Source organism: Acinetobacter sp. SH024, assembly GCF_000163635.1.
Lineage (GTDB): Bacteria > Pseudomonadota > Gammaproteobacteria > Pseudomonadales > Moraxellaceae > Acinetobacter > Acinetobacter pittii.
The window spans coordinates 624,412-643,433 of record NZ_GG753600.1; the positions used below are offsets into that span (position 1 = coordinate 624,412).

The window sequence follows — 19,022 nt, forward strand, 5'->3', positions numbered from 1 at the left end:
TCATCCTTAGGGATGACTTTTTTATTGACTTAAAATTTATTTAGCCATTTTACGTAAAGTTAAAATCTGCTCACTGCGTCCAAATGGACCATACACATCATGTAAAACCGCACTGGTTAAACCAATACCATCTGAGCCATATTGCTGAACAGTTTCCAGACCTAACCATTTACCTTTCGGATAACGGTGCATGTGAACTTGCAAATCAAGATTTGGAAAACCCCAAGTAAATTCGCCTTCTTGTCTTGGTACAATCCCGTTTGCTGTATCTATCATGCCGATCAAATGTGCAAAATCTGTCGTCGGCTGCCCTTCAACCATTTCTTTATCATTATTGAGCCAAACAATGCCTTTGCCTGCGCGATGCTGATCATCAGTTTTAGTGACAAGTGTCTGGATAAAGCCACCCGGCCATCTTTTCATACCTGTCCATTCTGTAAAAGTATCTGGATGGTGAACTGGTTGATCTTCAAGTCCAGCAATATCGGAACTGTCTTGAGTGCACATTCGCCACGCTCTAGCCACAATGCAGGTTTTACCTTGTGCTTGCATTTCAGCTTCAATCAATTCAATGGTTTTACCGGCACGAATCACATGTGTCTTAATCGTAAATTCACCAAATGCAATCAATCCAAAAATATCAAAACTAATTCGACCAATTCGCATATCTTGTCGTGGTGAAAATTGCTCTAACTCTGCTGCGATTACGCCACTTGCAGGTGCCATGTGCTGTTCATTAGGGTTCCAAGCCCCTTGTGCATGGACAGTTGAGCAATAATGAGCAATAACTTCGCCTTGAGGACCGATTGTTCTATTCAGTAATTGATAATAAGCATTCATGATTTTCTTTCCGTAGTCCTTATCTAACATCAATATTTGATGAAAATTCACGTTTTAATGCTTATGTTAACCCTCTATTTGTTTGGCTCAACTGGTTTTTCCTACCAAAAACTGATGAGTCTAAAATTACAAATTTAATCACTAGGTAAAATTTCGCATGTCAATTTCACCCAGTGATTATAAAAATTACTAGTCACTAAAATGCAAAAGCGTCTTGATCGAGCTCCATCACAGATTCAGCTCCAGACTCAATAGAAGCAGCATGGCTCTGTGTACGATGTAAAATTTTTTGATAGAAAAACTTAGCTGTCGTTAACTTTGCTTTATAAAAAGCTTGTTCTTGTGTACCCACCTCTAATTTTTCATGGGCAACTTGTGCCATTCGAGCCCACAAATAAGCGAACACGACGTAACTGGAAAAATAAAGATAATCCACTGAAGCTGCCCCTATTTCCTCTGGGTTGTGCTTGGCTTTCTCTGCAATCATTTTGGTCAATGACAACCATTGTTGCTTAAGCTCAGCTAATTTTTCTTGATAAGATTTCAGGGTTCCACTAGATTGCTGTTGACCAATAAATTGATCCATTAGATCGGTCATATTTTTTAGAAGTTTGCCTTCTGACTTTAGAACTTTACGTGCAAGTAGATCTAAAGACTGAATTTCGGTCGTTCCCTCATACAATGTTGAAATACGCGCATCACGTACAATTTGCTCCATACCATGCTCAACAATGAAGCCGTGGCCACCAAATACTTGAACGCCATGCTTGGCAGACTCATTACCTGATTCTGTTAAAAAAGCTTTGGCAATTGGCGTTAAAAAAGCCAGTAATTCATCAGAGTGTTTTTGCTGTTCCTGATCGTTTGAACTTTCGACAATATCGACATGCTGAGCTAAAAAGTAAGCCAGTGCACGGCCGCCTTCAGAAAACGCTTTTTGCGTCATTAACATCGAACGTACAGCGGGATGCACAATAATTGGGTCGGCATTTTTCTCAGGATATTGAGGACCAGATAGCGAACGCATGGCAAGGCGCTCTTTGGCATAACTTAATGCGCCTTGAAATGAAATTTCAGAAGCAGCAAGCCCTTGTACTGCCGTTCCAATGCGTGCGGTATTCATAAAGGTAAACATACAATTGAGCCCGCGATTTTCAGGACCAATCAAATAACCTTTGGCACCATCAAAATTCAGTACACAGGTGGCATTTCCATGAATCCCCATTTTATGTTCAATCGCACTACAAACGACTTTATTACGGTCCAGCACCTGACCATCATCACTCACATTAAATTTAGGCACAATAAATAAAGAAATGCCTTTGGTCCCTGCGGGTGCTTGAGGCAAACGAGCTAAAACAATATGAATAATATTTTCTGAAAGATCATGCTCACCCGCCGAGATAAAAATCTTTTCACCCGTAATGGAGTAGCTACCGTCCGGATTTGGTTCTGCTTTTGTTCTAATTAATCCAAGGTCCGAACCCGCATGTGACTCGGTTAAACACATGGTTCCAGTCCAGACACCACTAATGAGTTTAGTCAAAAACTTCTGTTTTTGTTGCTCGGCACCATGGTGCTCAATTGTTCTCATCGCGCCATGAGATAAGCCGGGATACATCGCCCAAGCCCAATTAGAACCACATAACATTTCAGAAATCGCAATCCGCAGTAAAGTCGGTAAACCTTGCCCACCATATTCTGGATCGGCGGTTAATGAAGTAAACCCAAGCTCGGCATATTTTTGGTAGGCTTCTTTAAAACCTTTCGGTGTTGTGACTACGCCTTGATTTAAATGACAGCCTTCCTGATCGCCATTTTGATTAATAGGCGCTAATTCATTTTCACAAAAATCTGCTCCTGCCTCTAAGTATTGATCAATTAATTCTCGATTTACGCTTTCCTGATATTTGCTTAAACCTTGATAGTTCTGTTCTGTTTGAAGCATTTCATGCAGTACAAATTGCATATCACGTAATGGAGCTTTGTATAAAGGCATCGTTTTTTTCCTTTCACTTCACTGCCTATATCATGGGCAGTTATCGTTTTTCCTTGAAATGGACTTTTATTGTTTCAATCTCACTAAAATATCAAAAAATTTCTTATAGCAAAATATATTTTCATTAATTTAATAAAATCAACCTAACTTAGCCATAGAGATAAAATATAAACAAATGTTTTTAAATACAAATGTAATATAAAAAGTAGTTAGTCTCGTTTAACCAGAATAAATTTATATTTTGTATTGCAAAATTTTATTCCGTAAAAAATCAATTTATAGTATCGTAATTAGATTGCTTAATAATCCAAGGACGATTCATGGAAAGCCCGAAATACACAGGTCTTGAGTTTTTAACCGCTTTAAAAAATGGTGAAGTTTCTCCATCACCTATGGCTCACACCATACCAATGCAACTCGTTGAAGTTTCCGAAGGTAAAGCAACTTATAAAGTTACTCCTCGCAAAGAACATAGAAATATACAAGGCGGTGTACACGGCGGCTTTTGCGCCACAGCTTTAGATACAGCAACAGGCAGCGCAGCTCATACATTACTTGAACATGGCGTTGGTTATGGAACCATTGATTTAAATGTAAAAATGATCCGCCCCATGCAGGTTGATACGTCTTACTATGCGAAAGCCGAGTTGATTAATGCGGGCCGGAATATTATTAGTACCGAAGGTAAAATCGTAGATGAGAACGGCAAAGTGTATGCTTTTGCTTCAGCAACCTTAATGATTATTCGCAAATAATAAAATTTTAAAGCTCCTATTTATGGAGCTTTTTCTTGCTTTGCAATCTTATTCATTTCATAAAAATCTAAGCGATCAATCATAAAACTCACCATTGCCAACCCTAACCCTAAGGCTGCACATGCTTCCCATCCCCAGTGTTTCCAAGCATACACCGCAATAAAAGAACCTAAGGCGGCTCCGCCAAAATATAAGGTCATATAAATTGAATTAATACGAGAACGGGCCTCGGCCGAGATTCGGTAGACCAGATTTTGGTTGAGTACATGAAATGCCGACAAACCAAAGTACGCCATAATCACACCAATAGCATAGGCAAACAGAGACTGCTGGGCAAAAAATAGTGGTATCCATGCACTTATTAATAACCCCATACAAATCACTGCAATTTTATTTTCAAGCCCTGCCGCAATTTTCTTACCTGCCCAAGGTGTCGCAAATACACCAGCCAGTCCAACAATCCCAAATAAACCAATCTGGAAATCGTTAAAATGATAAGGCTCATTCGCCAAAATAAAAGTCATAGTGGTAAAAATCAGAGCCAAAATTCCAAAGCCAATTCCACCAGCAAAACCACGGCGTAATAAATGCGGCTGGTGAGCTGCTAATGAAAATAGTGAACCATAAATCTGTAAAATATTGAGTTGGTGAGACTTACGCGCAACTGGCAATTTCACCCACATCACCCAAGCAAACACCAAAATGACAATTCCACTAATTAAATAAACCGCATGCCAAGACCAAACTGTAGAAAGTAAACCTGCAATAGAGCGCGCCAATAATATTCCCAAGAACAAACCACTCATGAGAGTGCCTACGACTTGTGGACTTTTTTTCGGGCTGGCTAAACCTGCGGCAAAAGGAACTAAAACTTGAGTCGCAATAGAAAAGAATGTAGCTAAAAAGGTAAAGCCATATAAAACTGGCAAGGTTTGACTTAAAGATAACCCTACTTGTGCAAGGCCCGTACAACACATGAGTAAGCAAATATAACTGCGTTTTTCAAAAAAGTCGCCTAAAGGAACCAATATAAAAAGGCCAACTGCATATGACAGTTGGCTAATCACAATAGTTAAGGCGACTTGATCGGCATTGACTTTTAATGCTTCTGCAATGGAATAGATTAAGGGCTGGTTATAATAGTTTGAACCCGCACAAATTCCACATGTCATTGCCATGATAAAAATAAAGCTTTTTGACAGTATATTTTCTGCATTGGGCTCAACTATTTTTTCCATTTTTAACTACGCCCTATTTTAAAATTTATACATCGATACAAAGTTTACGCGTGATACATCAGCGGTTCTGCCATCAAACACTTCTCGTTTGCCTTGATGATATTCCATACCAATATCCATTTGCTCCATCGGTGAATAGAAAACGTTAGCTGCGTAGTCCGTTAAGCGTTTGTTGGCATCTGGGTTGAGTTTGGCATAAGCCGTGTCGTCATCATAATCAAACATTGAAGCCGATAAGTTTGCACGCCATTGCTCATTGAATTTATATGAATAACCAATATTGATGCTATTCAACTTATTCATAACCAAATCTGTTTTGTCTTCGTTTAAAGAGAAATCACCCGCGGCATTTAAACTTGCTGAATTTGCCAACCCGCTTTGGGTGGTATACGGCATAAATTTTTGATCGCCAACAATATATTGATAATTTGCTTGTACTGATTGTTGTGGCGTGAGTTGATATTTTAAGCCGCCTCCTGCACCCCAGCTTACTTTCTTCACCGTGGCAGTTGCGACATCTGTAGACTTTTCATTAATAAAGGCTTGAGCAAGTGCCGTTAAAGGGCCTTGTTTAAAAGTATAGCGACCCGTTAAAGTTGGAAAAGCCGAGACTCTCGAACCTGTATATTCCAAAGCTACTTTCAAATCATTATTGGCATCAATTTTCCAGTCATAACGGATTTGAGGGGTACGCGTATAAGAGGTTCCCACAAATTGCGTGTAATCCACAGATTCTGTACGGGTTTCCATATTAGACATGAGTGACCATGTTTGACCAAAAGTCCAGTCTTTATAGGTAAAAAATGCATGACGAATACGGAATTTACCATCCCCCGTTCCCATGTTAGAGCTATCAAAGAAATCGGCTTCAATATTCCCTGTAACCACTTTATTTGGGCTATTAAAATAAACACCTAATCGGCTTGCATTAATCATGGCATCGGAACGTGCATGATTTGAACGTTTTTCACTTTCAAAAGGTGTTCGGTACAGACTGCTGGTCGTTCTACCGCCCGAGTCTGGTGATGATTTAAAATCAACCGCTGCATCAATACGGGCAATACCGTAAACCTTCACATTATCTGTCCAAGTCACCCACGAAGGAGCAACAGGCTTCTCTGTTACAGTCGCTTTAGTTTTTTCGATGTTCTCTTCAATCTTTACCTGTTTGACTTGTAAATTATTTTGAGTTTGTTTCTGAGCAGCAAGTTCTGCCTTTAATTTTTGCAGCTCGGTTTCTAGCAAATTAATTCTTTGTTCTGTGGTATCTGAAGAATTTGCAAAAATAGTCCCTGAAGCCGCAGCGCAAGCTGCAGCTAATATTAATTTTTTCATCTTTTAATCCTTAAAGAAGCGTTTTTCCGTGTGTATTTAGGCTACACGTGCATCGATTAGTTCACAGTCTGTGACTGCCTGTAGCTCATCAAAAGTTAAGCCTTCCACCATTTCTGTGACATAAGCTTTTTGGTCTTTGAGTTCAATAATGCATAAATCGGTATAAATACGATTTACACACTGCTCACCCGTCATTGGATAGCTCAGTTCTTTTACAATTTTGGACTCACCTTTTTTAGTGACGTGTTCCATATAGACATAAATCGTTTTCGCGCCGACTGCCAAATCCATAGCACCGCCGACCGCGGGTACATCATCTGCTTTACCGGTATGCCAGTTTGCTAAGTCTCCATTTACCGCAACTTGGAATGCACCAATCACACAAATGTCCAGATGGCCGCCACGCATAATGTCAAATGAGTCACCATGATGCATAAAACATCCACCATCTAATAAAGTGACAAGTTCTTTTCCGGCATTCACTAAGTCTTGATCTTCCTCACCCGGTTGTGGTGGTGGGCCAAAAGCCAAAACCCCATTTTCCGAATGTAAAAAGATTTCTTTGTCTTTTGGCAAAAATTTAGCAACGTTGGTCGGTAAGCCAATTCCTAAATTGACATAAGAACCTTCCGGAATATCATTGGCAATGAGTTTGGCAATATCTTCACGAGAACGCTTTTGAACTGACATTAGATATCTCCTACTTTTACAACGTGCTGAACAAAAATTCCCGGTGTAATAATGCACTCTGGGTCAAGCGTTCCTAGCTCTACGGTGTCATTCACTTGAACAATTGTGGTCTTGGCGGCTTTTGCCATAATTGGGCCAAAATTGCGGGCCGCTTTGCGGTAAGTTAAATTGCCCCAGCGATCGGCTTTATCGGCATAAATCAGTGCAAAATCAGCTTCAAGTGGATATTCAAGCACATAGTTTTTACCGTTAATGGTGCGGGTCTCTTTACCCTCGGCAACCTTAGTGCCATAACCAGTCGGCGTAAAAATAGCTCCTAAACCAGCCCCTGCGGCCTGAATACGACAAGCCAAATTACCTTGCGGAACCAGTTCTAACTCAATTTTTCCCGCTCTATATAAGTCTTGAAAAACGGTTGATCCAGCAGATTTCGGAAATGAACAAATCATTTTTTTTACACAGCCAGCAATAATGAGCTTGGTTAGGCCACGGTCACCAGAAGCCGCATTGTTATTTACAATGGTAAGTTCTTTTTTTCCTAAATCGATTAAGGCTTCAATTAATTCAGCAGGTTGCCCCGTCACACCGAACCCGCCTGTCATGATGGTTGCCCCATCAGGAATAGCTTTTAAAATCGGTTCAATGTCACTGGTGATTTTATTTATCATCTCACTTGTCCCTTTTCATCCTTAATTTAAGGTGACAGATTGATCTGTCACTCTGCCTTTTGCGGGTTAAATAGTCGGTCTTTAATAAATAACAATGGGATTACACCGCAGATAAAATAAGCCGCAGCCATCACCAAGAGCCCTAAGCCAATAGAACCGTTTTGCGATAGAAAACCAATTGTTAATGGAGAGAAAATTGAAAGTACTTTGCCAATGTTATAAGCACCACCCACTGCCGAACCTCGAATTGAAGTCGGGAAACTTTCTGTCATATAGGTGGCATTAATTGCGTATGGAATACCGTAAAGGAAACCGAAGAACAGCATCATCCATAAAATATTGGTTGGTGTATTTAAATAGACAATCACTGGAATAAATAAGGCTGTGCCAATGGTTCCAAAAGCGAATACAGCGCGGCGTCCTAATTTGTCGGCAACGATCCCTGCGATTACTTTGGCAAACATCATAATCAGGAAAGTACCGACCATATACATGGCCATTTCTTTAAACTTGATGCCAAGATCAGACTCTAAATAAGCAGGTAACCAGTTACTTACGCCGTAATAACCAAACTGCAATGCACCCGTACTAATAATCCAGAGAACAAACATGGTGCCATGTTTTTTATCTCTTAAAATCTCAAAATATGGATTTTGACGTTTTTTAGGTTGGTTACTTTGAGCAACTTCTAATGCTTTTAATTGACGCGCTTTTTTCCAAGACTCAGGTTCAGGGACACAAAAGTGCATTAAAACTGACAACACCACAGGCGCAATTGCAATCCAGTAAAGGAAACGCCAACCATGTTCAGGAATAATATGTCCAGCTAGTAAGGTCGCGAGTAAAGAACCTAAGGTGTACCCCGTCATGAGAGTAGCCAAAACGGTCGAGCGATGTTTGGTTGGCACCATTTCAGACATTAAAATATTACAGGCAATATAAAGTGCGCCTAAGCCCATCGCTCCAAATGTTCTTAAAACTGCAAATTGCATATAAGAATCAGTAAAACCCAGCGCACTGGTTAAAACTGAAGAATAAGCAATAAAGAACACAATAATGCGAACTCGCCCAAAACGGTCACACGCCCAGCCGCCAATCAGACCACCCACAGCGGAACCGAAAAGCGTTAAGCTGCCTAGCGTTCCAGCTTGTACACCCGTCAAATGAAATTCTGTTTTAAGACTGGTCAGGCTCAATGCCAAAAAACCTAAGTCTGCCCCATCACACAACAATGTTAAAAAAGCGAATATAAATGCGGTAATCCAAATCTTTTTTGGTGTTTGGATAGCTTCACTGCTAGCCGTATTTTGGGTAACTGTTTCTGTTGTCATGTCCATATCCTCAGAAGGAACATGAGGCATCCAATGCCTCATGGCATTTGATTTTTTATTAGGCCGTAGCTTCCCTAATCATGTTTTTGGCAATAATAATTTGTTGAACTTGTGTGGTTCCTTCATAGAGACGGAACAAACGAACATCGCGATAAAAACGCTCAATGGCATATTCACTGATATAGCCTGCACCACCGTGAATCTGTACGCAGCGGTCAGCAACGCGTCCGCACATTTCAGTTGCAAACATTTTGGCGCAAGATGCTTCTGTACTAATATTTTCGCCATTGTCACGGCGGCGAGCTGCATCTAAAACCATACATTTAGCTGCATAAATCTCGGCTTTTGAGTCGGCAAGCATCGCTTGAATCAACTGGAAGTTCGCAATAGGTTGACCAAACTGTTTACGCTCAATCGCATAGTGCAATGCGTCGTTTAACATGCGTTCGGCAACACCCACGCTATAGGCACCAATGTGCAAACGCCCTTTATCAAGCACTTTCATGGCCGTTTTAAAACCAACACCTTCTACGCCACCAATCAATGCAGAAGCAGGTACACGGCAATTTTCAAAAATCACATCACAAGTGTGTGAACCCTTTTGGCCCATTTTTTGGTCAATTTTGCCCAACGTAATACCTGGTGTATTGGCCTCAACTAAAAAAGCTGAAATGCCACCTGACCCTTTAATTTCAGGATTGGTTCGAGCCATTACGGTAAAAGTTGCAGCATGAGGTGCATTGGTAATAAAACGTTTGGTGCCGTTTAACACATAAAAGTCGCCATCTTTCATTGCACTGGTTTTTAAAGAGGCAGCGTCAGAGCCAGATTCAGGCTCGGTTAAACAAAATGAACCAATAATTTCGCCACTTGCGTAACGAGGTAAATATTTTTGCTTTTGCTCTTCTGTGCCATCAATCAAAATTGCACTTGAGCCAATACCGTTATTAGTACCAATTAAAGAACGAAAAGCCGGTGAAGTTTGTCCAAGTTCAAATGCAACTCTGACTTCTTCTTCCATGGTGATACCTAAGCCACCATATTCTTCAGGAATTGTGAGGCCGAACAAACCAAGCTCACGCATTTGCTGCACAATGTCATCTGGAATTTTGTCTTTCTTTACCACTTCGTTTTCACGAGGGATCAATTCATTTTTTACAAAATCTCGAATTGTTGAAAGTAACTGCTCCAACATCCCTTCATCACGGATCATCTGTGATCTCCCTTTTTATGTATTTCCATCGCACCCATCAGCCATCTCCAGCTTGTCTGGATACCATGTTTTAAATCTTGTTTACTGCGGATGTGTTTCATAGTACGAGAACAAAAATATAAATTTCAAGCTTTTTTGAAAATTAATTTCGTTAAACGAAATTTAAAAATACGCCATTACGTAATATCAAACGCTTAGCTTATTTCATAGATCATAATCATTAGAACAGACTAAATAAGACTTGAAATAAATTCCAAAATAAGCATCATAAAAGGAATATAGTTTTGATGTGCGAAACAAGGAATTCAAAAATGAGTGTATCAACAGGGAATAATTTCGTAGAAGTCGACTTTTCTATTCAAAAAATAGCGATTGTAAAAATAAACCGACTTGAAGCAAAAAATGCACTGAATACAGAGGTTCGCAAACAACTAGCACAAGCTTTTACCGAATTAAGTTTTAATGATGAGATCAATGCGGTTGTGCTCACAGGTGGTGAAGAAGTCTTTGCCGCAGGTGCAGATTTAAAAGAAATGGCAACCGCGACTTCAACAGAAATGTTATTGCGCCATACCGAACGTTATTGGAATGCGATTGCTCAGTGTCCTAAACCAGTCATTGCTGCTGTAAATGGTTATGCATTAGGGGGTGGCTGTGAACTTGCAATGCATGCTGACATTATTATTGCAGGTAAAGGCGCAACCTTTGGCCAGCCGGAAATTAAAGTTGGTTTAATGCCGGGTGCTGGTGGTACACAACGTTTATTCCGTGCTGTGGGTAAATTCCATGCCATGCGCATGATTATGACGGGTGCCATGGTAAAAGCCGAAGAAGCTTATATCATCGGTCTTGTTTCACAAGTCACAGAAGATGACCAAACCATTCCAACTGCGATTCAAATGGCACAAAGCCTCGCCAAAATGCCTCCTATTGCCCTGCAACAAATTAAAGAAGTTGCACTAATGAGCGAAGACGTTCCATTAAATGCAGGCTTAACGCTAGAACGAAAAGCATTCCAGTTACTGTTTTCGACCGAAGATAAAAATGAAGGTGTTCAAGCTTTTATCGAAAAGCGTAAGCCGTCGTATCAAGGTAAATAATTTAAAACCATAATAACAAAGGAATGAAAATGGCCAGAAAAGTATTGATTAGTGCAGGTGGTTCAGGGATTGGACGATGCATTGCTGAAGTCTTTTTAAACAATCAGGATGAAGTTTTTGTTTGCGATATTAATGCTAAAAGCCTAGAACAATTTCAACAAGATTATCCAAAGCTACATATATATACGTGTGATTTGGCTGATCATGAGCAAATTAAACTGATGTTTAGTCAAGCCATTCAGAAACTTGGCGGTATTGATATTTTAGTCAATAACACAGGCATCTCCGGCCCAACCGTTGCAGCAGATGAGCTAAGTTTTGAAGATTGGAATACGGTCATTAATTTAAACCTGAATAGCACTTTTTTAATTACCCAGTTAGCCATTCCCTATTTAAAGCAAGCACAGGCAGGCGTGATTATAAATATGTCATCTATTGCCGGACGCTTAGGCTATCCATATCGATTGGCCTATTCTACTTCAAAATGGGGACTGATTGGTTTTACCAAAACGCTTTCTATGGAACTCGGTGCAGATAATATTCGAGTTAACGCTATTCTTCCGGGTGCAGTCGATGGTGATCGAGTTCAACGTGTATTACAGGCCCGTGCCGATGTAGCGCATACCTCACTTGAAGAAGTGACTCAAAATGCACTGAAAAATCAGTCACTCAAATATTTTGTCAATCCAAAACATATTGCAGATTTATGCCTATTTTTAGCGTCAGACAGTGGTCGCTCAATTTCAGGACAAATCTTACCCATTGATGGTGATAAACAATGCTTAAGCTAAATCACCCAACCCTATTTTTCCGTTTAATTTCAAATATAGATTAATCATCAGGATGATCGACATGACTTATGATATTAAAAGCATGGCTGTGATTGGTGTAGGTGTCATGGGCAGTGGTATTGCTCAAATTGCTGCGCAGTCAGGTCATACCACTTATTTATATGATGCCAAAGAAGGCGCCGCAGAACAGGCTAAAGAAAAACTGGCTGCTACATTTCAAAAATTAGTCGATAAAAATAAGATTACATCTGAGCAAGCAGTAGTGGCAAACAACCATTTAATTGTTGCTCATCAAATTGAAGATTTAAAAAATTGCGACCTCATTGTAGAAGCAATTGTTGAACGTCTCGATATCAAACAAAGCTTGATGCAGCAGCTTGAAGACATTGTTTCGGATAATACTATTTTAGCCTCAAACACCTCTTCTCTTTCTATTACAGCCATTGCGGCAAATTGCAAGAAGCCTGAGCGTGTTGTGGGTTATCACTTTTTTAACCCAGTTCCACTCATGAAAGTGGTTGAAGTCATTCGTGGTTTAAAAACAGACCCACTTATTATTGATGCTTTAAACGATCTGTCTCGTGCATTTGGTCACCGCCCTGTTGTAGCGAAGGACACCCCTGGATTTATTATTAATCACGCTGGTCGAGCTTATGGCACCGAAGCGCTCAAAATTTTAAATGAAAACGTCTGTGATATTAGTGAAATTGATCGAATTTTACGTGACGGTGTAGGATTTAGAATGGGTCCTTTTGAATTACTCGATTTAACTGGCCTTGATGTTTCGCATCCAGTCATGGAATCGATTTATCATCAATATTATGAAGAAGCCCGCTACAAACCAAACCCGCTCACCAAACAAATGCTAGATGCCAAACAACTTGGACGTAAAGTCAATCAAGGTTTTTATAACTATGAAACCGGTTCAAAAACAGGTGAACAACCTGCCAAGTTTGTAGAGCGTTTAGCACAATATCCAAAAGTTTGGATTGCGGCAGATTTCTTAGATGATAAAAAACTGCTTGAAGATTATTTAACTCAGCAAAATATTGCCCTAGACACCAATTCGGAACCACAAACAGATAGCTTATGTTTACTTGCTTGTTACGGTGAAGACACAACCCAAGCGGCGACCCATCTAGGGGTTAACCCTGAACATGCTGTTGCTATAGACATGCTTTATGGCATTGCAAAGCATCGCACCTTAATGCCTTCACTCATTACCAAACCTGAATACCGTCAGGCAGCTCACTCTATTTTCAATTTAGATGGAAATCTGGTGAGTATGATTGCTGAAAGTATTGGCTTTGTTGCACAGCGTGTTTTAGCAATGGTCATTAATTTAGGCTGTGATATTGCGCAGCAAAATGTTGCCACGGTAGATGATATTAATGCCGCGGTACGTCTTGGCTTAGGCTATCCATTTGGCCCAATTGAATGGGGAGATCAAGTCGGCAGTGAAAAAATCTTACTCATTCTAAACCGTATAACAGCACTTACGCATGACCCACGTTACCGCCCTAGCCCGTGGTTACAGCGCCGTGTCGCACTTCATTTACCTCTTACTTTTACTCAAGAGTCTTGAAAAGGAATTTCTCAATGTTAAATGCATATATCTATGATGGTTTACGTAGTCCATTTGGCCGTCATGCAGGTGAACTTGCCTCAATTCGCCCTGATGATTTAGCCGCAACGGTCATTCAAAAACTACTAAAAAAAACTGGTGTTCCGGGTGCTGATATTGAAGATGTGATTTTAGGCGACACCAACCAAGCGGGTGAAGATAGTCGTAATGTGGCACGAAATGCTCTATTGCTTGCCGGTTTACCTGTCACTGTGCCGGGCCAAACGGTAAACCGCCTATGTGCTAGTGGTTTAGGCGCTGTGATTGACTCAGCACGTGCCATTACTTGTGGTGAAGGAGAACTGTATATTGCAGGTGGTGTAGAAAGTATGTCACGTGCACCCTTTGTGATGGGTAAAGCAGAAAGTGCTTATAGCCGTGATGCAAAAATTTATGACACCACGATTGGCTCTCGCTTTCCAAATAAAAAAATTATTGCTCAGTACGGCGGTCATTCAATGCCTGAAACAGGCGATAACGTTGCAGCCGATTTTGGTATTAGCCGTGAGCAAGCTGATTTATTTGCAGCTCAATCACAAGCCAAATATCAAAAAGCCAAAGAAGAAGGTTTCTTTGCTGATGAAATTACTCCAATTGAGGTTTTCCAAGGCAAAAAATTACCGCCCAAACTCGTTTCTGAAGATGAACACCCTCGCCCAAGCTCAACTGTTGAAGCGCTCACAAAGTTAAAACCACTCTTTGAAGGTGGCGTGGTTACAGCTGGTAATGCTTCAGGTATTAATGATGGAGCAGCAGCACTTTTGATTGGTTCAGAAGCTGCCGGTCAAAAATATGGCCTAAAACCAATGGCAAAAATCTTATCAGCCGCGGCTGCGGGTATTGAACCACGTATTATGGGTGCAGGTCCGATCGAAGCCATTAAAAAAGCAGTTACTCGTGCTGGCCTTACTTTAGACGACATGAATATTATTGAAATTAATGAAGCCTTTGCTTCACAAGTTTTATCTTGTTTAAAAGGTTTAAATGTTGATTTTAATGACCCGCGTGTGAACCCAAATGGTGGCGCAATTGCGGTTGGTCATCCACTTGGTGCATCTGGCGCTCGTCTTAGCTTAACAGTAGCTCGCGAGTTAATTCGCCGTAAAAAGAAATATGCCGTGGTGAGCCTATGTATTGGTGTAGGTCAAGGTCTTGCAATGGTGATTGAAAATGTTTCATAACCATTGAACCAGATATCCATTCATCACAACAGCGCAGTGATGAATGGATTTATTTTGCAGAGCGAAATATAATGGCAAAACTATTGCTTTAATTATATTTGAGGATCGAATGTCTCAAAACACGGAAACTGAAAAACCAATAAATTTTGATGAGATACGTTTAGATCCTATTTCGCATATACATCGGGAAAACAACCCGCAATTTATTGCTTCTTTAGCACGCGGTTTAGAACTTTTAAGATGCTTTTCTGCAAATAATCAGGTGCTTGGCAACCAAGAATTAGCAAAAATGACAGGTTTACCTAAACCGACCATTGCACGTATTACCAATACCCTTGTGTCATTAGGTTATTTAAAACAATTGTCTAACTCGACCAAATACACACTAGATATTGGTGTCTTATCTTTAGGATACGCAGCATTATCTAACATCTCGATTCGTAATATTGCTCATCAATATATGGAAGAGATGAGCCAGTATGTTCAAGCGCCTGTGGCGATGGCAACACGTGACCGCTTAAATATGGTGTATATCGATGTTGTGCAAATTGAAACAGCCTTAAATATGCGCCGTCCAATTGGTTCGACTTTGCCAATTCATAGTAGTTCTATGGGCCGAGCATGCTTGGCTGCGACCCCTGAACGTGAGCGCAATTTTCTACTTGATGCATTGAAACAAAAAAATCCAGAAAACTGGCCAGCCATAAAACGCTCATTAGAACGAGCTTTCCGTGATTACCAAGATTATGGATATTGTTTGTCTTTAGGTGAGTGGCATAAAGAAGTGAACTCAGTGGCTGTACCTTTGGTCAGCTCGAAACACGGTCTTTATGTTTTTAACTGTGGTGCGCCAAGTTTTCATTTAAATCCGGAAAAACTTGAAGGTGAAATTGGACCACGTTTAATCCACATGGTGCACAATATTCAAGATGCTTTGAATGAAATGCACTAACAGTCGTGCTTAAAACAGTCATGGTTGTGTTGATTAAAGTTCCACTTTCATTATGACTAAGGCATGATGAAAAACGCACTCTATACCCCAACCATTATTTTAATGGCAATTGCCGCAGGCATTTGTACAGGTGGAAATTATTTTAGTCAGCCACTTATTCATTCAATTAGTGTAAGCCTAGATTTAACTGAAACAACTACAGCGTGGGTGCCAACTCTAGCCCAAATCACCTACGCATGTGGCTTACTCTTTTTAATGCCGTTGGGTGACATATTAGAAAAGCGCAAGCTGCTATTTGTCTTTATGTTATTGGCTTCAAGCGGATTAATTATTAGCGGGTTTTCGCACAATATTTATCTTTTACTGCTTGGCACTATCATTACTGGTCTATTTTCTAGTGCAGCCCAACTGTTGTTACCACTTGCTGCAAGTCTGGTTCCAATCCAACAAAGCGGCCGAGTCGTCGGTTTTTTACTCAGTGGACTGATGATGGGGGTTTTACTCGCCCGCTCTCTTTCAGGGCTGATGTCTACACTTTTTGCATGGAATATTATTTATCTGGTCAGTGGCTTTCTGTTACTTGTCATTGCCATTATTTTGCATCGTAATATCGGGTTATTTCCACCAACCAAATCTGAAAACTATGCAAAAACTATTCGCTCTTTACCACAGATTTTTATTCAAAATCGGCGGTTAAGAACCAGAACTTATATTGGTGGTTTTACATTTGCTTGTGTAAGTTTAACCTTTACCACCATGTCGTTGCTTTTGGCTCCAGCACCCTATTTTTTTAGCGACTTTACCATTGGCCTTTTCAGTTTTGTTGGGGTATTAGGGACGTTCGTTGCCAATTTTTCAGGTAAATTTATTGATCAAGGCTACATTCATAAAATTTCAATTTATTGCGGCATTGGCCTTATTTTAAGTTGGATTCTTTTTTCACTTTTACCCTACCATTTCGCTTTTTATATTATTGCCTTACTCATTCTCTACGCTTCTCTTTCTGCTGTGCATGTCACCAACCAAAGTATTGTATTTAAACTTAATCAAGAACTACGCTCACGTTTTAACGCGATTTATATGACGGGTTACTTTGCTGGCGGCGCTTTAGGCACAACGGCAGGAAGTTATGCTTGGAAACACTTCGGATGGACAGGTGTCTGTATTTTGGGTTTAATTTTTGCCGTTTTATGTCTTTATTATTGTGTACATGATGCAAAAAATCAGCACAATTAAAGCTTGTGCTGATCTTATATAAAGTAGGCTAATGGTTCGTTATAAAAGCCCTAATAATCGACCACGAATAATATCTTCTGCATCTTTGACAATTCGGTTAACCAGTTCATCGCATGTCGGAATATCATGAATCAAGCTTGCCACTAACCCACATGACCATGCACCTGCATTTACATCGCCATCAATCATCACTTTTGGATAGACGCCAGCCACTTCTTCAATAATATCTTCAAATTTAATGTTATCGCCAAGTGCTTTTTCTTTTGCCACGATTTTTTCTACAGCAGCATTATTCATGACACGTTCTGTATTTCGCAAAGCACGCATAATTAAACGTGTATCTCTTTCGGTTGCATTCAGAATCGCCTGCTTCACATTTGCATGTACGGGAGCTTCCTGAGTCGCAATAAAACGCGTTCCCATGTTAATTCCATCGGCTCCCATCGCTAATGCAGCAGCCAGTGAACGTCCATCTGCCATCCCACCTGAGGCAACAAACGGAATTTCTAATGCATCAGCAGCTAAAGGCAATAAAATCATATTGGGCACGTCATCCTCACCGGGGTGCCCACCACACTCGAAACCATCTACAGAAACCGCATCGCACCCAATTTGCTGAGCTTTTAAGCTATGTCGAACCGAAGTACATTTGTGAATTACTTTAATACCAGCAGCCTTTAGATACGGCATGACTTGTTCAGGATTACGCCCCGCTGTTTCTACAACCTTTACTCCGCCTTTAATGATTGCTTCTACAAAACCCGGATAATCAGGAGTATTTACCGTAGGCAAAAAGGTTAAATTTACCCCAAAAGGCTTGTCGGTCATTTCTCGGCAACGTGCAATTTCTTTTGCCAGATTTTCAGGCGTACGCTGAGTCAGGCCAGTGATAATGCCTAAACCGCCCGCGTTAGAAACTGCAGCAGCAAGCTCTGCAAAACCAACATAATGCATACCACCTTGAATAATAGGATGCTCGATTTCAAATAGTTCTGTAATTTTGGTCTTCATATTCTTTCCACTCACTGTTCTATAGCTAGCCTCTTATTTCCTTAGTAGAGATAGATACTTATTAACGCATAAATTCTGTCATCATTTAAAGTGAATTAAGGTAAAATTTCACAATACAAAATTTTATACCACAATATAAAACAAAATAATTGATAACGGAATTATTTTTCGATAGCATTATTTTAATGAGTTTAATTTTTAGACAGAAAGTTAATTAAAGGAATGAATGATGCAGCAGGGCAACAAAACTCAAAACCAGCTTAAAACAGGCACAATTCATGAATCTTTTGATAGAAATATACTAACGCTCACCATGAGTAATCCCACTAAAAAAAATGCAATTAATTACGAAATGTATGCGGCCCTAAGTCAGGCCTTAGATAAGGCTGCAACTAATCAAGACATTCATGTGGTTGTGCTGACTGGTGAAAACTCCGCATTTACCAGTGGTAATGATGTCAATGCATTTGAAAAACGCGATACCATCACTTCAGAACCACCCGCTTCGATTGTTTTCTTAAAAAGCTTAGCAACGTTTCCAAAACCGATTATTGCTAAAGTAAATGGTGTGGCAATTGGTATTGGCAGCACTATGCTTCTACATTGTGACCTTGTGTATGCGAGCCAAAACTCTATTTTCCAATTCCCCTTTGTGAATTTGGGACTTGTACCTGAAGCGGGTTCAAGTTACATCTTGCCAAGATTATTGGGCTTTGCACGAGCTTCGGAAATTATTTTACTCGGTGAAAAGTTTTCGGCGGAACAAGCAAAAAATTATGGTCTGGTAAATGAAATATTTGAGGCAACTGAGCTGGATCAAGCGGTTGAAGATGTGGCTATTAAACTTGCTCACAAACCAAGCCAAGCCTTACAACTGAGTAAAAAGTTACTAAGAGATATGCCAATTAATGATCTACTCAATCGTATTGATCATGAGTCGACTATTTTCTCGCGTTGTTTACAGGGTTCCGAGTTTAAAGAAGCATTAAATGCTTTCAAAGAAAAAAGAAAACCGAACTTTTACAGCCAAACAGCCTAAAACTCACCCACTAAAAAGC

The 19,022-nt window shown here is 40.2% G+C and carries 17 protein-coding genes; 8 read left to right on the plus strand and 9 right to left on the minus strand.

Translation table 11 applies throughout. The annotated features are described in order from the left end of the window. Positions 1–36: 36 nt before the first annotated feature. The gene (locus tag HMPREF0013_RS08865; protein ID WP_002114414.1) at positions 37–840 is read right to left on the minus strand and encodes a thioesterase family protein; all 804 of its coding nucleotides are present in this window, start codon (positions 838–840) and stop codon (positions 37–39) included. Positions 841–1,036: 196 nt separating this feature from the next. Further along, positions 1,037–2,839, minus strand: a complete 1,803-nt coding sequence (locus HMPREF0013_RS08870) for an acyl-CoA dehydrogenase C-terminal domain-containing protein (protein WP_002114260.1) — start codon at positions 2,837–2,839, stop codon at positions 1,037–1,039. A gap of 305 nt (positions 2,840–3,144) precedes the next feature. Between HMPREF0013_RS08870 and HMPREF0013_RS08875 the strand changes: the two genes are divergently transcribed. Further along, positions 3,145–3,594, plus strand: a complete 450-nt coding sequence (locus HMPREF0013_RS08875) for a PaaI family thioesterase (protein WP_079377698.1) — start codon at positions 3,145–3,147, stop codon at positions 3,592–3,594. Between the two features lie 20 nt (positions 3,595–3,614). Here the strand turns inward: HMPREF0013_RS08875 and HMPREF0013_RS08880 are convergent, their stop codons facing one another. Genes HMPREF0013_RS08880 through HMPREF0013_RS08905 form a run of 6 tightly spaced genes read right to left on the minus strand, consistent with a single transcriptional unit; the run spans position 3,615 to position 10,069 of the window. After that, positions 3,615–4,832 (minus strand): MFS transporter, encoded by a 1,218-nt coding sequence (locus HMPREF0013_RS08880; protein WP_002114268.1) that lies wholly within the window; start codon positions 4,830–4,832, stop codon positions 3,615–3,617. 18 nt (positions 4,833–4,850) lie between these two features. Further along, the gene (gene dcaP / locus HMPREF0013_RS08885) at positions 4,851–6,167 is read right to left on the minus strand and encodes an outer membrane trimeric porin-like protein DcaP (protein WP_002114514.1); all 1,317 of its coding nucleotides are present in this window, start codon (positions 6,165–6,167) and stop codon (positions 4,851–4,853) included. A gap of 36 nt (positions 6,168–6,203) precedes the next feature. Further along, a complete protein-coding gene (locus HMPREF0013_RS08890; protein ID WP_002114302.1) occupies positions 6,204–6,857 on the minus strand; it encodes a 3-oxoacid CoA-transferase subunit B in 654 nt (217 codons plus the stop codon). Continuing rightward, positions 6,857–7,525 carry a 3-oxoacid CoA-transferase subunit A gene (locus HMPREF0013_RS08895; protein WP_000608696.1) on the minus strand — a complete coding sequence of 223 codons (669 nt, stop codon included), beginning with the start codon at positions 7,523–7,525 and terminating at the stop codon, positions 6,857–6,859. The genes HMPREF0013_RS08890 and HMPREF0013_RS08895 overlap by 1 nt, the downstream gene beginning before the upstream one ends. Positions 7,526–7,572: 47 nt before the next feature. Then, a complete protein-coding gene (locus HMPREF0013_RS08900; RefSeq protein WP_019767847.1) occupies positions 7,573–8,856 on the minus strand; it encodes an MFS transporter in 1,284 nt (427 codons plus the stop codon). Positions 8,857–8,914: 58 nt separating this feature from the next. Further along, a complete protein-coding gene (locus HMPREF0013_RS08905; protein ID WP_002114477.1) occupies positions 8,915–10,069 on the minus strand; it encodes an acyl-CoA dehydrogenase family protein in 1,155 nt (384 codons plus the stop codon). 311 nt (positions 10,070–10,380) lie between these two features. On the opposite strand from HMPREF0013_RS08905, the gene HMPREF0013_RS08910 reads away from it, so the two are divergent. The 6 genes from HMPREF0013_RS08910 to HMPREF0013_RS08935 all read left to right on the plus strand — a co-directional run bounded on the left by HMPREF0013_RS08910 (position 10,381) and on the right by HMPREF0013_RS08935 (position 16,953). Next, on the plus strand, positions 10,381–11,169 hold the full coding sequence (locus HMPREF0013_RS08910; RefSeq protein ID WP_002114434.1) for an enoyl-CoA hydratase: 789 nt from the start codon (positions 10,381–10,383) through the stop codon (positions 11,167–11,169). Between the two features lie 29 nt (positions 11,170–11,198). Beyond that, positions 11,199–11,960 (plus strand): SDR family oxidoreductase, encoded by a 762-nt coding sequence (locus HMPREF0013_RS08915; RefSeq protein WP_002114248.1) that lies wholly within the window; start codon positions 11,199–11,201, stop codon positions 11,958–11,960. Positions 11,961–12,021: 61 nt separating this feature from the next. Then, positions 12,022–13,545, plus strand: a complete 1,524-nt coding sequence (locus tag HMPREF0013_RS08920) for a 3-hydroxyacyl-CoA dehydrogenase (protein WP_002114553.1) — start codon at positions 12,022–12,024, stop codon at positions 13,543–13,545. A gap of 14 nt (positions 13,546–13,559) precedes the next feature. Continuing rightward, positions 13,560–14,765, plus strand: a complete 1,206-nt coding sequence (locus tag HMPREF0013_RS08925; protein ID WP_002114286.1) for a 3-oxoadipyl-CoA thiolase — start codon at positions 13,560–13,562, stop codon at positions 14,763–14,765. Positions 14,766–14,874: 109 nt separating this feature from the next. Next, on the plus strand, positions 14,875–15,717 hold the full coding sequence (locus HMPREF0013_RS08930) for an IclR family transcriptional regulator (RefSeq protein WP_002114460.1): 843 nt from the start codon (positions 14,875–14,877) through the stop codon (positions 15,715–15,717). Between the two features lie 63 nt (positions 15,718–15,780). After that, complete coding sequence (locus tag HMPREF0013_RS08935; RefSeq protein WP_002114354.1) at positions 15,781–16,953, plus strand: MFS transporter; 1,173 nt, start codon at positions 15,781–15,783, stop codon at positions 16,951–16,953. A 39-nt stretch (positions 16,954–16,992) separates the two neighbouring features. Here HMPREF0013_RS08935 and HMPREF0013_RS08940 read toward each other — a convergent pair whose 3' ends face one another. After that, positions 16,993–17,964 (minus strand): NAD(P)H-dependent flavin oxidoreductase, encoded by a 972-nt coding sequence (locus HMPREF0013_RS08940; protein WP_016803125.1) that lies wholly within the window; start codon positions 17,962–17,964, stop codon positions 16,993–16,995. A 229-nt stretch (positions 17,965–18,193) separates the two neighbouring features. Between HMPREF0013_RS08940 and HMPREF0013_RS08945 the strand changes: the two genes are divergently transcribed. Then, a complete protein-coding gene (locus HMPREF0013_RS08945; RefSeq protein WP_002114389.1) occupies positions 18,194–19,003 on the plus strand; it encodes an enoyl-CoA hydratase in 810 nt (269 codons plus the stop codon). Positions 19,004–19,022: the final 19 nt, after the last annotated feature.

What these genes read in the sequence shown, in the direction of transcription:
- HMPREF0013_RS08900 (WP_019767847.1), bottom strand. Translation starts at nt 8,856, where the DNA reads ATGACAACAGAAACAGTTACCCAAAATACGGCTAGCAGTGAAGCTATC.
- HMPREF0013_RS08890 (WP_002114302.1), bottom strand. Translation starts at nt 6,857, where the DNA reads ATGTCAGTTCAAAAGCGTTCTCGTGAAGATATTGCCAAACTCATTGCC.
- HMPREF0013_RS08940 (WP_016803125.1), bottom strand. Translation starts at nt 17,964, where the DNA reads ATGAAGACCAAAATTACAGAACTATTTGAAATCGAGCATCCTATTATT.
- HMPREF0013_RS08895 (WP_000608696.1), bottom strand. Translation starts at nt 7,525, where the DNA reads ATGATAAATAAAATCACCAGTGACATTGAACCGATTTTAAAAGCTATT.
- HMPREF0013_RS08930 (WP_002114460.1), top strand. Translation starts at nt 14,875, where the DNA reads ATGTCTCAAAACACGGAAACTGAAAAACCAATAAATTTTGATGAGATA.
- HMPREF0013_RS08945 (WP_002114389.1), top strand. Translation starts at nt 18,194, where the DNA reads ATGCAGCAGGGCAACAAAACTCAAAACCAGCTTAAAACAGGCACAATT.
- HMPREF0013_RS08935 (WP_002114354.1), top strand. Translation starts at nt 15,781, where the DNA reads ATGATGAAAAACGCACTCTATACCCCAACCATTATTTTAATGGCAATT.
- HMPREF0013_RS08905 (WP_002114477.1), bottom strand. Translation starts at nt 10,069, where the DNA reads ATGATCCGTGATGAAGGGATGTTGGAGCAGTTACTTTCAACAATTCGA.
- HMPREF0013_RS08915 (WP_002114248.1), top strand. Translation starts at nt 11,199, where the DNA reads ATGGCCAGAAAAGTATTGATTAGTGCAGGTGGTTCAGGGATTGGACGA.
- HMPREF0013_RS08865 (WP_002114414.1), bottom strand. Translation starts at nt 840, where the DNA reads ATGAATGCTTATTATCAATTACTGAATAGAACAATCGGTCCTCAAGGC.
- HMPREF0013_RS08925 (WP_002114286.1), top strand. Translation starts at nt 13,560, where the DNA reads ATGTTAAATGCATATATCTATGATGGTTTACGTAGTCCATTTGGCCGT.
- dcaP (WP_002114514.1), bottom strand. Translation starts at nt 6,167, where the DNA reads ATGAAAAAATTAATATTAGCTGCAGCTTGCGCTGCGGCTTCAGGGACT.
- HMPREF0013_RS08870 (WP_002114260.1), bottom strand. Translation starts at nt 2,839, where the DNA reads ATGCCTTTATACAAAGCTCCATTACGTGATATGCAATTTGTACTGCAT.
- HMPREF0013_RS08880 (WP_002114268.1), bottom strand. Translation starts at nt 4,832, where the DNA reads ATGGAAAAAATAGTTGAGCCCAATGCAGAAAATATACTGTCAAAAAGC.
- HMPREF0013_RS08920 (WP_002114553.1), top strand. Translation starts at nt 12,022, where the DNA reads ATGACTTATGATATTAAAAGCATGGCTGTGATTGGTGTAGGTGTCATG.
- HMPREF0013_RS08910 (WP_002114434.1), top strand. Translation starts at nt 10,381, where the DNA reads ATGAGTGTATCAACAGGGAATAATTTCGTAGAAGTCGACTTTTCTATT.